This window comes from Anabaena sp. FACHB-1237 (assembly GCF_014696225.1).
Taxonomy (GTDB): Bacteria; Cyanobacteriota; Cyanobacteriia; order Cyanobacteriales; family Nostocaceae; genus FACHB-1237.
Window position 1 is genome coordinate 1 of record NZ_JACJPV010000020.1, and the last position, 14877, is coordinate 14877.

Genomic DNA, 14877 nt, shown 5'->3' on the forward strand with positions numbered 1-14877 from the left:
GCGCAATACTTTGTGTTTCTCTATATTGCTTTAGTAATTTCTCTACAAAACTTAAACTTACACAAAATCTTTTTGCTAATTGACGTTGTGATATTCCACTTTCCAAGTATGTATCAAATATTTTTTTTGCGAAAATCGAGAGAATATGCTTTCATTTTTACCCTTTATGTAGATGGACAGCCTTATCTTAATCAGTGTACCTCATTAGACTGGGAAATGCTATATCTATTGATAATTGACAATGATCCATCACTTATGTATGGTAAAATACAATAACGTTTAAATTCCCCGCTAAAGTCTTAAAGTTTGTCTTCAAGTTTGGTGGAAATTTTCATAATATTGTGCTATGATGAAAATTCTGAGATCCTATAGACGTAATTAGTTAATTATCAATGAACTAGTAGGTATTACTGAAGTATCCAATCAGTCAAACACCAACGTCAAGACTTAACCCGTAGAAGTATATACACTCTTTTTCAGCCTAATGCAGTTAGTTCCTAGACAGATAATTGAACCTGATCATCTCTATTATATGGAGACTGATAGTTTGTACATTACTGTCAAACATTTATGTAGTATATGTAATAATAAATTTGTTTATTGCCTGAATATGATTACCAAAGCAATAAACTATAATTATGTGTATATAAGCATTTCACATTTATCATTAAAAATATTAAAAATTAAGCCATTAAAACTTCAGCCATTAAAATTTAGAAAAAGCTGGAAAAATATCACAAATAAAATCCAAAAACAAGTATTATTAAATCAGCAGTATATTTCTAGGAACTTGAGGAGATACTTTGATAAGTATATAGATAATGATATAATTGATGATCATATAAATAGTTATTATCAATCTTGTCAAAATTGTCAAAAAAATCACCGATTAGTGACTTGCCAAAACATAAATTATGGTATTGGTATATTGGTTATCGGAAAAGTTCCCCTTTGTCATCCTCATACTAACTTAGGCAGAAATATCCTTCCAAAATTAGTCCCGAAAATTTGCCAACGTATCAAGACCATTATTAATGGTACTGTCGGGCTAACACCTGGTTAACAACAAAAAGTAAGAAATTAATTTTAGAAATAATTTTAGAAATAAGTTTTAATTTCTTTTTTTGATTTCTGGGAAGCTTTTTGGAATTATAGGTTAATAGTTGGCGTTTACAGGTTGATGATAGTCAAAATTAACCACTATTCAACAATCATTCATAAGCAAGAAACTTTCTTGATTTTACCCTGTTCACTCATATACTGGAGATATCATTCATGTCTATTCGCCTTTACATAGGAAACTTACCAAAAGAAGAAATTGATCGTCAAGAATTGCAGGCTATTTTCGCAGAAGAAGGTGATGCTGTCACCACTAAACTGATCAAAGATCGTAAAACTGGCAAATGTCGTGGTTTCGGTTTTTTAACTGTAAATAATGATGACCAAGCGGATAAAATTATTGAGAAATACAATGGTCAACTGTTTAAAGAAAACCCCATCAAATTAGAGAAGGCTTTACCACGTACTAAAGGTGATGAAGGTGAAGAACAAGCACAACCACAACCACAAGTCGCTAAACCAGTAACTCAAAGCAGTGGTGGAGGTTCTGTTGCTACTGGTGGTGCTAAAGAAGGTGGACGTAGAGAGAAAAGTAAAAAATCTCGTCGCGGCGGCGGTGGATCACGTGAAACTGCTACTCACACCGATAATGAAGCTATTCGCCCCGATCCTCGTTGGGCTGCGGAATTAGAAAAGCTCAGAGAAATGTTAGCAGCGCAAGCTACTAATTAAGGTTAACTAAAAGTTAATTAGTTAGCAAACTTAACAAATCTTAACACACATTAAATTCTATTAATATCCTCGATTGCTCATAGAAATCGAGGATTTTTATTATAGCGCATTTTAGGACAATAAGCTGTTGTGCCTTTAACTTGAATAATTAATACAAGCAAGATGCTTGTGCTACTGTAACTTCAGGTTTTTTTAATTATACAGTGAGTGCTGCACATTAGCTTAATATAGCCAACTGTTAACCGTTTTACATTTCTTCAAAAAAAAGTTTGATTTATTGAGCAAACTGTATCTAAATTAACAAAACTATAACCTTGGTAATAATACTATAGTTTACCAGTATGTACTCACTGTAAGGATTATTCATAATCACAATGATTAAAAACACAAAACTAAAGTTTTAACTTAGTTTTGATAACGTCCTCATGAGTAAAATTAAATCAAAATCAAAAAGGAGTTAAAAAATTAGAAAAACCTAGTAGCGCAGGGCAGAAGTCATGGGTACAAAAGTCAAAGCGAAGACAGTATAGGCTTTTGAAAGATTTAGAATGGTTTATTTATGCCAAACTGTACTAGTTGATAGCTTTTAAAAGTTATATTTTCAGGTTTTACCTAGAAATTTGTCGTAGTTTAATTACTACACTACGATCAAGTCTTTTGTTGATTGAATGATAGATAAATAACCTTAAAAATATCTATCTAAAGTATTAGATATTAATATAACTGGAGAGAAAGATAAATAATAACTTGTGGAATAATTATGAGCAGAGATAAGATGATTATTATAAATTGATCTCACAAAAGTGAGGTTAGTTAATTGCCATAGTTACAAGTTTACAAATTCATTCTATTTTGTGAAAATCACTAAAACACACATCTATGAAATATAATACCACTAAAAAACAGATTGCCTTAATTTCAGTTCATGGAGATCCAGCAATTGAAATAGGTCGAGAAGAGGCAGGAGGACAAAACGTATATGTTCGTCAAGTGGGAGAAGCACTAGGGGAGTTAGGATGGCAGGTAGATATGTTTAGCCGCAGAATTAGTGCTGATCAAGAAATAATAGTACAACATAATTCTCATTGTCGAACAATTAGGTTAACGGCAGGACCTACGGAATTTGTATCTAGGGATGTTGGTTTTCAATACTTGCCACAATTTGTAGATCAATTAATGGCATTTCAGAAAGAAAATGATCTAAAGTATGAGTTAGTTCATACTAATTATTGGTTGTCTAGTTGGGTAGGAATGCAATTAAAGAAAAGACAAGGAACTAAACAGGTTCATACCTATCATTCTTTAGGAGTAATTAAATATAACACCATAGAAAATATTCCCTTGGTAGCTAGTCAAAGACTATCGGTAGAAAAAGAAGTTTTAGAAACAGCAGAAAGAATTGTGGCCACAAGTCCCCAGGAAAAGGAACACATGAGAACATTAGTTTCACAAAAGGGGATGATTGATATTATTCCTTGTGGCACAGATGTGAGACAATTTGGTTCAATTGGGAAAATAGCAGCGCGAGCAGAATTAGGAATTGATCCTGATACGAAAGTTGTGTTATATGTGGGAAGATTTGATCCCCGTAAAGGAATAGAAACCTTAGTTCGCGCTGTCAGAGAGTCCAAGTTTTATGAGTCTAAGAAAATTCAGTTAATTATTGGTGGAGGTAGTATTCCAGGAAATAGTGATGGTCGAGAACGCGATCGCATTGAAGGTATAGTCAAAGAGTTAGGAATGGTAGAATGTACATCTTTCCCCGGTTGTTTAAGTCGGGATATTTTACCAGCTTATTACGCAGCAGCAGATATATGTGTTGTACCTAGTCATTATGAGCCTTTTGGATTGGTTGCAATAGAAGCTATGTCTAGTGGTACGCCTGTAATTGCTAGTGATGTGGGTGGGTTGCAGTTTACAGTAGTTAATGAAGAAACTGGTTTACTAGTGCCTCCAAGAAACGTACCAGCCTTTAGTCATGCCATTGATAGAATTTTGAGTAACCCAGCATGGCAGGAAAAATTAGGTCATGAAGCAAAAAGACGGGTAAATAATAAGTTTAGTTGGGATGGAGTAGCGAGTCAGTTAGATCAACTGTACTTACAACTGTTGGAACAGTCCACCAGAGAACCAGCTTTAGCTGTTTAAATCAATCATTAGAGTGGTAGAAATGCTAATCTATAGATGTTCCATGGAACGTCAGCCAATTATAGTCAAGCGTAGCGTAAACCTTATGCACATCCTCATAGCAAAGCACTCTACTAATGAATGTGCCAGTTGCGTAAGTCCTGACACAATAGCCTAATTATTGTAGAATCACAAAAGACATTCAATTTATCATCCAGGATCAGATTAATTATGCCTCTAGCAGTTGGTACAGATGCACCTGCATTTACCGCCAAAGACACCAATGGTAATATAGTTTCATTATCTGACTTTGCAGGTAAAACCGTAGTTCTCTACTTTTACCCCAAAGATGACACCCCCGGTTGCACTAAACAAGCGTGCAGTTTCCGTGATGCTCAAAGTGAATATATTAGCAAAGATATCGTGGTTTTAGGTGTTAGTGCCGATGATGCAGCAGCACACCAAGCATTTACCACTAAATACAACCTCAATTTTCCTCTATTAGTTGACACAGAAAAAACTCTCATTACAGCTTTTGATGTTGATGGTGGTGGTTATGCCAAGCGTGTCACCTATATCATAGATCCTCATGGTAAAATTGCACTTGTAGATACAGCCGTTAATACTGCTACTCATGCTAGTGATATCTTATCTGCATTAGGTTTGTCATAATTGAGTGCTTAATATCAATCTACTAGCTAATACATTGATATTGCATTGACACAAATAAAACCCACCTCGGTGGGTTTTGTTGCTTTAGACGCGGTTATTAACCTTATTTAAATCATCCTATTGATCATTTATCCTTATTTAATGGCAAAATCTTTGGTGATGGTTGAATTTCTGCCCCAGGAACTTGTATTACTGGTTTTTGCCCTCCATTTCCCGTTAATTGATTTTGTTTAGCTCTAAATTTGGATACTTCATCATTTAACTGTTGAGCTTGTTCTTCAGGATTAACTTGAATAATACCAAACTTTGCCTGATGAATCAAGTTAAACATATTAATTTCAGAAGCAGTATTAGATAAAGAGTTGATACTACCTTCACCTTCTGTAAGTAGATTTTGACTAGGATTGGCAATACTCGGTTGTGGCAATAATAAAGATGTTACAACTAAACCTGCCCAAGGTAACATTAGTACTTGTCCAAATGGTAACAATGCTTTCATAAATTTCCTATACTCCTCACATTGCATTAACTAAGAGTGCGACGTAATTGTGGCTGAATACTAATTAAGGCTACTACAGCAAATCCTAATAGAACCAAAAAAGCACCCAGGAAAGTTACATTACCCCAAAAAGCCTGCATAACCACATCATCAAATTTCCAATTCCCATGAATGTATAAATAACGTATAGGTTCAATGGCATAACTTAAAGGGTTTAAAGTAGCTACAACCTGTAACCATACTGGCATAAAGGATAATGGTGCTAATGCGGTACTAGCAAATAATAAAGGCAGGTTAGTCACAAAAATTACAGCAATTAATTCAATATGGCCAGGTAAAGCAAAAGCTAAACCCAAGGAAATAGCTGTCACACCTAAAGCCAGAAGAAAAACAATTAAAGTAATGACTCCTAAACCCGTTATATCTGGTAAACCTGCACCTAAAAAAGCAGCTGCACCAACAATAACTGCCGCTTGTAACAAACTTTGACTAATAATGAAAATAGCCGAAGCAAGAACAATAGAAAAGCGCGAAGCTAAGGGTGCTACCAACAAACGATTTAAAAAACCAAACTCCCTATCAAACATCACCGGTAAACCAGCATTTAAAGCTCCAGCAAAGGCAGTAAATACTATCACACCTGCTGCTAAAAATTGTCCGTAATTACTGGTACTAGCAAATAAACCTTTAGGTGCATTTTGGAACAATGCTCCAAATAATACTAACCACATTACTGGCTGAATAATACCAGCTATAAGGCTAGAAGGACGACGTTGCAACTGAATAAATAGACGACGAGTTAAGGCCAAAGTTTCTTGGATAATTTCGCCAAAGAAGTTGGGAGTAGCATCCACAATTACAGGTGAACTAGTAATTTCCTGCCAACTCATATCTGTCTTTATATCTGTCTTCATAGTAGTTTTCTGGTGCGATGATGGATGATTTAGTCCTTACAGATCAATATACAATCTTTAGCCTAAAACCCAACTGACTACAATATTTACACTTTACACTTAGAACATTTCTCATATCATGTATATGATTATAATTAACCCCACCCTACTATCATCATAGCCAAAACTGGGAATTTTGTCAACAGGTTTTAGCAGAATTTGCCTATGTTTAATCATAACTAAGATATAGAAATGACCTAATAATATCAAATATAACAGTAGAGAAAAAGCCTATACTGTCTTGGTTTTCAATGCATGACTTTCGCGCTGCGGTACTAGTGATAGCTGATAGGAATTGAAACCCACAGCCCCACTGGGAATGATAGCGCGGCGTGGCGCAAGCCATCATTTCCAGGCCGGTGTGGAAGCCAAATAAATAAGCAATATGTAGCTAAATTTGACAGCAATGAGCCATGCTAAACCCCTCAGGGAGTAATTACCTATCACCTATCATTTATACTAAACTAGTGAGGCGATCGCGCAAAATTTCCGCCTGTTTTTCTGCTTCCGCTAAAGCATCTCTCACACCTTGTACCACATCTGCTGGTGCTTTATCCACAAACTTACTATTACTTAATCTCGCTGTTAAAGATTGTATTTCGGCTGTGACTTTTTGCAGATTTTTCTCTAATTTGTTGCGTACAACATCAACATCTATAACTCCAGTTAAAGGTATTACTACCTGTATTGTACCCACAACTCCCGCAATAGAATTTTCTTTGACTGCTGGTTGTTCTATGACTAAAGTTACTTCTGGTTGACTTACTTCAGAGGTATTTACTACTTCTATTGATGTTTCATTCTGGGGAAAATATTTAGTCCATAACTTGTCTAATAGTGCTTTTCTTGCTGACACATTGAGTAAATAACGCACCACAAACCAACCAGAATAAGCTATACCCACCGTTTCAAACACTGCACCAAAAATGGGAATCCTTAAAGCTGTATTTCCAGCAAAAACTAGTAATCTCAACCCAATTAATAGCGCAATTATTAACCCAATAGTTTTTAAACCTCTGCGGTAGTTTGTAGGTTCAGTTTCCTTAATTTCAGGTTGGTTATTTTCAGCTTCACTACTTTCATTAATGGTAATTTGATCATCATTAATACCATTGCTAATAGTTAAATTTTCCACCTTTGCCAAATCTTGAATATAGGATTTTCCAGCATTTAAAATCCATCTTTCTTGATCATTTTCAGTTTGCAAATTAGCAGTAATTTTTACCCCAGGTTTAACATCAGCTTCGGCACGTAAATTGCGAATTGTTCTAATAGTCTCAATTAACAAATTAAATTGAGTTTCTAAATTAGCATTTATTAAAGTTTCATCTACTGCTGCATAACTTTGTAATGCTAAAAATTGATGATTTTCTGGTGGTTGTTGAGTTAAAGTTTGCCAAATTTCCTCAGTTATATGTGGCATGAAAGGATGTAATAACTTTAAAATTCCTTCCAAGATATAGGCGATAATTTGTTGGGCAACTTTACGAGATGTAGGATCTGCATCTTTTTGTAATCTCGACTTAACCAACTCAATATACCAATCACAAAAATCTCCCCAAATAAACTCATACAGTCCTTTTGCTGCTTCCCCTAAACCATAATTATCAATGTAATTATTAGTTTGTTTTACTACTTGATAATAACGGGAAATAATCCATTGATCACAAAGTTCTGTAGGTTCTGGTTTACCTAATTGTAATGGTGTTTGTCCATCCAAATTCATCATCACGAACCTAGCAGCATTCCATAATTTATTGGCAAAATTACGAGATGCTTCTACTGATGCTGATTCATCTTTTTTGCGATCATATTCTAACCGAATATCTTGGCCAGCACCAGCAACTTCTCTAATTAAGGTATAGCGTAAAGCATCAGTTCCATATTTATCAATTAGCAATAAAGGATCAATTCCATTATTTGCTGACTTGGACATTTTCTTATTATTTTCATCCCTAACTAAACCATGAATATAAACAGTTTTGAAAGGCATTGTTTTGGTAAAATGTCCTGCCATCATCGTCATTCGTGCTACCCAGAAAAAGATAATATCAAAACCTGTAACTAGGGTAGTATTGGGATAATAAGTTTGAAAATCTTCTGTATTTTCTGGCCATCCTAAAGTAGAAAATGGCCATAAACCTGAAGAAAACCAAGTATCTAAAACATCAGGATCTTGTACTAATTTAACATCATCACCAAATTGAATTTTCGCCTTTTCTAAAGCCTCGTTTTCATTACGCGCTACAAAATAAGGAGTATGATCGGTAATTTCATTATTAGTTTCACTAATAGCATACCAAGCGGGAATTTGATGACCCCACCAAAGTTGACGAGAAATACACCAATCGCGTAAATTAACAATCCAATCTCGATAAACTTTTGTCCAACGTTGCGGAACAAATTCCGGGGAATTTTGCTGATCTAAAAATTCTAAAGTTTGATCTGCTAAAGGTCGAATCTTGACAAACCATTGTGTTGATAATAATGGTTCAACGGGAACTTTACCGCGATCGCTGTATGGTACTGTATGTTTATAATCTTCTATTTTAACTAAAACACCCTCACTTTCTAATTTTGCTACTAGATTTTTTCTCGCAACAAATCTGTCTTGTCCTTGAAATTCGCCGGCATTTTCATTTAAAGTGCCGTTTTTATTCATAATATTAATAAATGGCAAATTATGCCGTTTACCCATTTCAAAATCATTGGGATCATGGGCTGGTGTAACTTTAACACAACCTGTGCCAAAAGCCGCATCTACTAATTCATCACCAATGATAGGAATTTCTCGATTCATAATAGGTAAAGTTAGAGTTTTACCTATTAAATCTTTATATCTTTCATCATTCGGGTTAACTGCAACTGCGGTATCTCCTAACATAGTTTCTGGACGGGTTGTAGCTACTTCCACATAACCAGAACCATCACTTAAAGGATAACGGAAATGCCATAAATTACCATTGACTTCTTTAGGTTCAACTTCTAAGTCAGATACAGCAGACTGGGAAGATGGACACCAATTTACCAAATAATTACTGCGGTAAATTAAACCTTCTTGATATAGCTGAATAAATGCTTCTAAAACAGCTTTTGATAAACCTTCATCTAGGGTAAAACGTTCTCTTGTCCAGTCTACAGATACACCTAAACGACGTAATTGATTAACAATTGTACCTCCAGATTCTATTTTCCATTGCCAAGCGCGTTCTAGAAATTTTTCCCGACCAATTTCATCGCGGTTTGTCCCTTCGGCCTTGAGTTGTTTTTCTAAAATGGTTTGTACTGCAATACTAGCGTGATCTGTACCTGGCAACCATAGAGTATTACGCCCCTTCATCCGATGATAACGAATTAATGTATCAATCAAAGCACTTTCAAATGCGTGTCCTATATGCAAACTTCCTGTAACGTTTGGTGGAGGAATAACAATACAGTAAGGTTCGCCTGGATGGGTAGAATCTGCTTTATAGATTTGTGTTTCTTCCCATAATTTTTGCCATTTAGCTTCTGTGGAGAAAGCTTCGTAAACACTGGGTAGGTTAGGAATAGTTGCGGTCATGCTGGGAATAGTGGGAATAATTTCAAATAAATAACTGATTTTACAATAATGCTGGTCAGTTGTTCCATAAAGTTTGTTTGTTAAGTGCGAAGCACACTTAGTGAGAGGATGTTTATAATTATCTATGTGATTAACAAGGTTTGTTTTATATGGGAAAAAGCAAATATTTGAAAGTTGAGGGAGTTGGGAGTCTTTAGTAGGTAACAGGGTGCAGCGATAAGGGACAAAATTCTTTATTCTGACTTCTGACTCCTAATAGTTTTGCACAATTATCAAAACTTAGCACTAGTTATGAAACCAAATTCTAGGATACCCTTAAACTAGATAGAGATTTGCTAAATAAAGAAGAATGAAACTGGCAGCAAGAGTAAGTCAGGTGACTCCCTCGATCACCTTAGCGATCGCCGCTAAAGCTAAGTCTATGAAGGCTGAAGGTATAGATGTTTGTAGTTTTAGCGCTGGAGAACCAGATTTTGATACTCCAGCCCACATCAAAGCAGCCGCCGCAAAGGCTTTGGATGAGGCTAAAACTAAGTATGGACCTGCAGCAGGTGAACCTGGGTTAAGGGAAGCGATCGCCCAAAAACTCCAAAAAGATAATGGTCTCAATTATCAATCAGAGAATGTCCTTGTAACTAATGGCGGTAAACATTCTCTCTACAATTTAATTGTGGCACTAGTTGACCCCGGTGATGAAGTCATTATCCCCGCTCCCTACTGGTTAAGTTATCCCGAAATGGTAACATTAGCTGGTGGGAAGTCTGTGATCGTTCACACAGATGCCTCCACAGGCTATAAAATCACTCCAGAACAACTGAAAAAGGCAATTACCCCAAAAACTAAGTTATTTGTCCTTAACTCGCCTTCTAACCCCACTGGTATGGTATATACTCCGGAGGAAATTAAGGCGTTAGCTCAGGTAATAATTGATGCAGATATTTTAGTGGTTTCCGATGAAATCTACGAGAAAATCCTGTATGATGGTGCAGAACATATCAGTATTGGTTCTTTAGGTGCGGAAATTTTCGCCAGAACTTTAATTAGTAATGGTTTTGCTAAAGGTTATTCTATGACTGGTTGGCGACTGGGTTATTTAGCAGGACCTATAGAAATTATTAAGGCTGCTAGTACCATTCAAGGTCATAGTACATCTAATGTTTGCACTTTTGCTCAATATGGAGCGATCGCCGCTTTACAAAGTTCTCAAGAATGTGTAGAGGAAATGCGTCAGGCTTTTGCTAAACGTCGTCAAGTCATGTTTAAACGACTTAATAGTATTCCTGGGTTAAGTTGTCCTAAACCAGACGGTGCTTTCTACTTATTTCCAGATATCAGTAAAACTGGACTAAAATCCTTAGAGTTTTGTAATCTATTATTAGCAGAACAACAAGTAGCAGTTATTCCTGGAGTAGCTTTTGGTGCGGATAACAATGTTCGTCTTTCCTATGCCACAGATATGGCTACAATTGAAAAAGGTATGGATAGATTAGAGAAGTTTGTCCGTTCTCGAATTTAGCACTTAGGAGTCATCGAGTAGGGGTAAAGCGTAATGCTCATTGGTGTCAACTTAATGTAAAACCCTTAATAAATAGGGAGGACAAAGGGGATGGCGCGGAATGCACTGCTTGCTATAGGCCATAGCTTTACTCCCACCAGAGGCGATGGCTAGTAGATCACGATGTACCTACCTGACCAAAAATCTGGGATACAAGCCCCGTCCTAGAAGGACGGGGCTTGTATCCCATTATGTTCGGTCAAGAATCACCGCACCTTGAGGTCGGTAAGTATGTCAATTCTTACTTTACTTCTGTAATTTTTAACCTATAAGGAAAATATTGATCTTTATCGTAAGAACCAACCCAAATTTTATATGTCCCTTCTAGCCATTCTCCAACAATACCGGGGTTTTGACGATCAAAGTCATCATTACACCAAGTTCCCCCAGGTCCTTTAATGATCATTGTAGTATCCGCAGGACTTTCTACTTGTAATTTTAAATAGTCAAATCTGCTCTGTAGCGTTAAAGTGTGATCAGGATCTTTGTCTACAAATCCCTTGCACGTTCCAATGGGTTGAGTTTCCTTTTGACCAGATATTTCAACTGCTGGTACTGAACCACCGCTCATCCCTGTCATTATTAAAGGATCTGGTGTAAATGAATGTTTAATAGTGACATCAGCAAACATCGGTAATTTTTGTTTGGTTTCACCAATTGCTGGATTATTAGTGATTAGACTAATAGATAGTATGATTAAGGATGATTTGACTAATTTTCCTAATTTATTAGAAGTATTAGACATTTTATTTGCTTAGTTATTTGCTTAGTTTTCTTAATATTAGTCCACAGTTAGTTATGTTCAAATAAAATATAGAGGACTGTTAACTACAATTAAAAGTTCCTATTATCAATCCTAAATTATTAGACATCCGGTGGGAAACAATGTAGAGATGTTGCATATATATAATTTTATAGACAAAATTATACACACATAAACAAACTTTTACAAGATATTTAGGGGTAAAAAAGAGTAAATTTGCTACAAAATTTACAAAATTAGTCATCTCTATAAACACAGCCTAATATTAGCATATTTACCGTAAAATACCCGCAAAAATCATTGTATTCGTGCATCCTTTTCTGATAAAATTAGACAAGGAAAAAATGAGTCTATATTAAGCACTGGAGAGGTTTTTAAGAATCCTAAAAATTATGGTCAAAATTTAGAAAAATTAAAGAAACTCTCCAGAACTTATGCTAGAAAAAATCAAGGCTCAAATAATAAACACAAAGCTAAAATTAAACTAGCTAGACATCATACGACTATATCATCCCCAAATCGCAAGGTGGAAAGGATGAGTTACAGGCTTTCTCATATATTTTGATTAACTTTCACTATGTCAGTTTTAGCAGCGATCGCCGTTTTGGCAGTTTTGATTTTAGTACACGAGTTAGGTCACTTCCTAGCAGCACGTTCTCAAGGCATATATGCTAACCGTTTTTCTTTGGGTTTTGGTCCAGTTTTACTGAAATACCAAGGATCACAGACAGAATATACCATTAGGGCTTTTCCCTTGGGGGGGTTTGTAGGTTTTCCCGATGATGATCCAGATAGTGAAATCCCGCCTAATGATCCTAATTTATTAAGAAATCGTCCCATTTTTGATCGAGCGATCGTCATTAGTGCTGGTGTAATTGCTAATTTGATTTTTGCCTATTTAATGTTAGCGTTACAGTTAGGAATTGTAGGAGTACCTGAAAAATTTAATTATCAACCTGGTGTAATTGTTAAACCTGTCAATGAACAATCTGTAGCCTATCAAGCAGGAATTAGAGAAGGTGATATAATTCTAGCAATTAATGGTCAAGAATTGCCTACAGGTAAAGAAGCAACATCATTAATTACGAAAGAAATTCAAAACCATCCCCAACAGGAAATAGAGGTAAAAATTCAACGTCAAAATCAACAAAATGCCCTGAAAATCACACCACAATCTAATCCTCAAGGTAAAGGTGTAGTGGGAATTGAATTAGTTGCTAATGGCAAAGCCAGCTATCGTCGTGCTAAAGATGTAGGCGAGATTTTTAATCTAGCATCTAATCGTTTTCAACAATTAGTGGTGGGAACATTTCAAGGTTTTGGACAATTAGTGACTAATTTTCAAGAAACTGTAGGACAAGTTTCTGGACCTGTAAAAATTGTCAAAATTGGTGCAGAATTGGCAGCTAATGATAGTAGTAATTTACTATCTTTTGCCGCAATTATTAGCATTAATTTGGCAATTATTAATATTTTACCATTACCGGCATTAGATGGTGGACAATTAGCATTTTTGTTAATTGAAGGTTTATTAGGAAAACCCTTACCTAATAAAATTCAAGAAGGGGTCATGCAAACTGGTTTAGTCTTACTATTAGGATTAGGAATTTTCTTAATAGTGAAAGAAACAACACAATTAACCTTTCAATTAGAATGGGTACAAAAGTTGTTACAATAAGTTAAACCGTAGGTGCGTTAATATAACGCACCTTTAAAAACCTCATCTAAAAAGTTATTCGTTGCATAAAATCAGATGAAATCAGAAACAATATCAGATTTAAAAAATAAAATTATTCTTGGGGATAATTTATCTATACTCAAACAAATAGAAAATGATACTTTTGATTTAATCATTACATCACCGCCATATTTTCAGCAACGTAATTATGGTAATGGTGATTTAGGTATAGGTAATGAAACAACTGAAGCAGAATATTTAAAAAACATCCTCACAGTTTTTTGGGAATGTGTGCGCGTTTTAAAGAAAACTGGAATCATAGTTTTTAATTTAGGAGACAAATATATTAACGGTAGTTTATCTCTAATTCCTTATAAATTTGCAATTCAAGCCACAGAAAATCAAGAAAATAAAAATATTTTTCTGATTAATCAAATTACATGGTCAAAACTTAATCCTACACCACGTCAAGACAAAAGAAAATTAATTCAAGCTACAGAACCTTTTTTCATATTTGCTAAATCAAAAGATTATTACTTGAATGTAGATAATTATTTACAACATTTAGATAGTTTTAACAAAAGCGTTAAAAGTAGGCCATCGGATAAATTAGGTAAAAAATATCTGGAATTAATTAAAAATTCTGATTTAAGTGAAGAACAAAAAAATAATGCAATTAAAGCATTAAATCAAGCTATTTTAGCAGTACACAATGGAGAAATTGAAGGATTTAGGATGAAAATTCATGGTGTACATAAATTAGCTTATGGTGGACAAGATGGAGGAAGAAATAACCAAATCAAAAATAATGGTTTTACTATTATTAGAATTTTAGGAAATGCGATGAAAAAAGACATCATTGAAAGTCCAGTAGAAATTACCAAAAATAATCATCATCCAGCAGTTTATCCTCTATATATTATTCAAGAATTGATTAAATTATTATCTCAAGAAGAAGATTTTGTTCTTGATCCTTTTTGTGGTAGTGGTACAACTTGTATCGCAGCTAGAAATTTACAGAGAAATTATTTAGGAATAGAAATAAATCCTGATTATGTAAACTTAGCTAATAACCGTATGCAAGAATCTCATTCTCAACAACAGGAGTTATTTATATGAAATATTCCTTTGCGCCTAACGCACTGAAAGTGCTTCGCTAATGCGTCTTTGCGCGAAACCAGAATCAAAATGTGGTTCATGTACCTGAAAATTGCTGTAAACTGTAGGGTGCGTTATACTATCGTTAACGCACCTTAATCATATTCAAAATTCAAAAC

11 protein-coding genes are annotated in these 14877 nt (G+C 35.0%); 7 read left to right on the plus strand and 4 right to left on the minus strand.

All coding sequences use genetic code 11. The annotated features are described in order from the left end of the window. The first annotated feature begins 610 nt into the window (after nucleotides 1-610). The 4 genes from H6F32_RS11650 (at nucleotide 611) to H6F32_RS11665 (ending at nucleotide 4590) form a co-directional block, all read left to right on the plus strand. Nucleotides 611-1063, plus strand: a complete 453-nt coding sequence (locus H6F32_RS11650; RefSeq protein WP_190369503.1) for a hypothetical protein — start codon at nucleotides 611-613, stop codon at nucleotides 1061-1063. A 212-nt stretch (nucleotides 1064-1275) separates the two neighbouring features. Beyond that, nucleotides 1276-1791 carry an RNA-binding protein gene (locus H6F32_RS11655; protein ID WP_190369504.1) on the plus strand — a complete coding sequence of 172 codons (516 nt, stop codon included), beginning with the start codon at nucleotides 1276-1278 and terminating at the stop codon, nucleotides 1789-1791. A gap of 879 nt (nucleotides 1792-2670) precedes the next feature. Beyond that, nucleotides 2671-3939 (plus strand): glycosyltransferase family 1 protein, encoded by a 1269-nt coding sequence (locus H6F32_RS11660; protein ID WP_190369505.1) that lies wholly within the window; start codon nucleotides 2671-2673, stop codon nucleotides 3937-3939. Nucleotides 3940-4149: 210 nt separating this feature from the next. Further along, nucleotides 4150-4590: a peroxiredoxin gene (locus H6F32_RS11665; RefSeq protein ID WP_190369506.1), complete on the plus strand. Its 441-nt coding sequence runs from the start codon at nucleotides 4150-4152 to the stop codon at nucleotides 4588-4590. 124 nt (nucleotides 4591-4714) lie between these two features. Here the strand turns inward: H6F32_RS11665 and H6F32_RS11670 are convergent, their stop codons facing one another. The 3 genes from H6F32_RS11670 to H6F32_RS11680 all read right to left on the minus strand — a co-directional run bounded on the left by H6F32_RS11670 (nucleotide 4715) and on the right by H6F32_RS11680 (nucleotide 9604). Then, nucleotides 4715-5089 carry a hypothetical protein gene (locus tag H6F32_RS11670; protein ID WP_190369507.1) on the minus strand — a complete coding sequence of 125 codons (375 nt, stop codon included), beginning with the start codon at nucleotides 5087-5089 and terminating at the stop codon, nucleotides 4715-4717. A gap of 26 nt (nucleotides 5090-5115) precedes the next feature. Then, a complete protein-coding gene (locus tag H6F32_RS11675) occupies nucleotides 5116-6003 on the minus strand; it encodes an ABC transporter permease (RefSeq protein WP_190369508.1) in 888 nt (295 codons plus the stop codon). Nucleotides 6004-6496: 493 nt separating this feature from the next. After that, entirely contained in the window at nucleotides 6497-9604 is a 3108-nt protein-coding gene (locus tag H6F32_RS11680) for a valine--tRNA ligase (RefSeq protein ID WP_190369509.1), read from the minus strand. 349 nt (nucleotides 9605-9953) lie between these two features. On the opposite strand from H6F32_RS11680, the gene H6F32_RS11685 reads away from it, so the two are divergent. Continuing rightward, a complete protein-coding gene (locus H6F32_RS11685) occupies nucleotides 9954-11120 on the plus strand; it encodes a pyridoxal phosphate-dependent aminotransferase (protein WP_190369510.1) in 1167 nt (388 codons plus the stop codon). A gap of 280 nt (nucleotides 11121-11400) precedes the next feature. Here the strand turns inward: H6F32_RS11685 and H6F32_RS11690 are convergent, their stop codons facing one another. Beyond that, nucleotides 11401-11904, minus strand: coding sequence for a hypothetical protein (locus H6F32_RS11690; protein ID WP_190369511.1), 504 nt, complete (start codon nucleotides 11902-11904; stop codon nucleotides 11401-11403). A gap of 595 nt (nucleotides 11905-12499) precedes the next feature. Here H6F32_RS11690 and rseP point away from each other — a divergent pair. After that, complete coding sequence (gene rseP, locus H6F32_RS11695; protein ID WP_190369512.1) at nucleotides 12500-13600, plus strand: RIP metalloprotease RseP; 1101 nt, start codon at nucleotides 12500-12502, stop codon at nucleotides 13598-13600. Nucleotides 13601-13675: 75 nt separating this feature from the next. Beyond that, a complete protein-coding gene (locus tag H6F32_RS11700) occupies nucleotides 13676-14719 on the plus strand; it encodes a site-specific DNA-methyltransferase (protein ID WP_190369513.1) in 1044 nt (347 codons plus the stop codon). The last annotated feature ends 158 nt before the right edge of the window (nucleotides 14720-14877 follow it).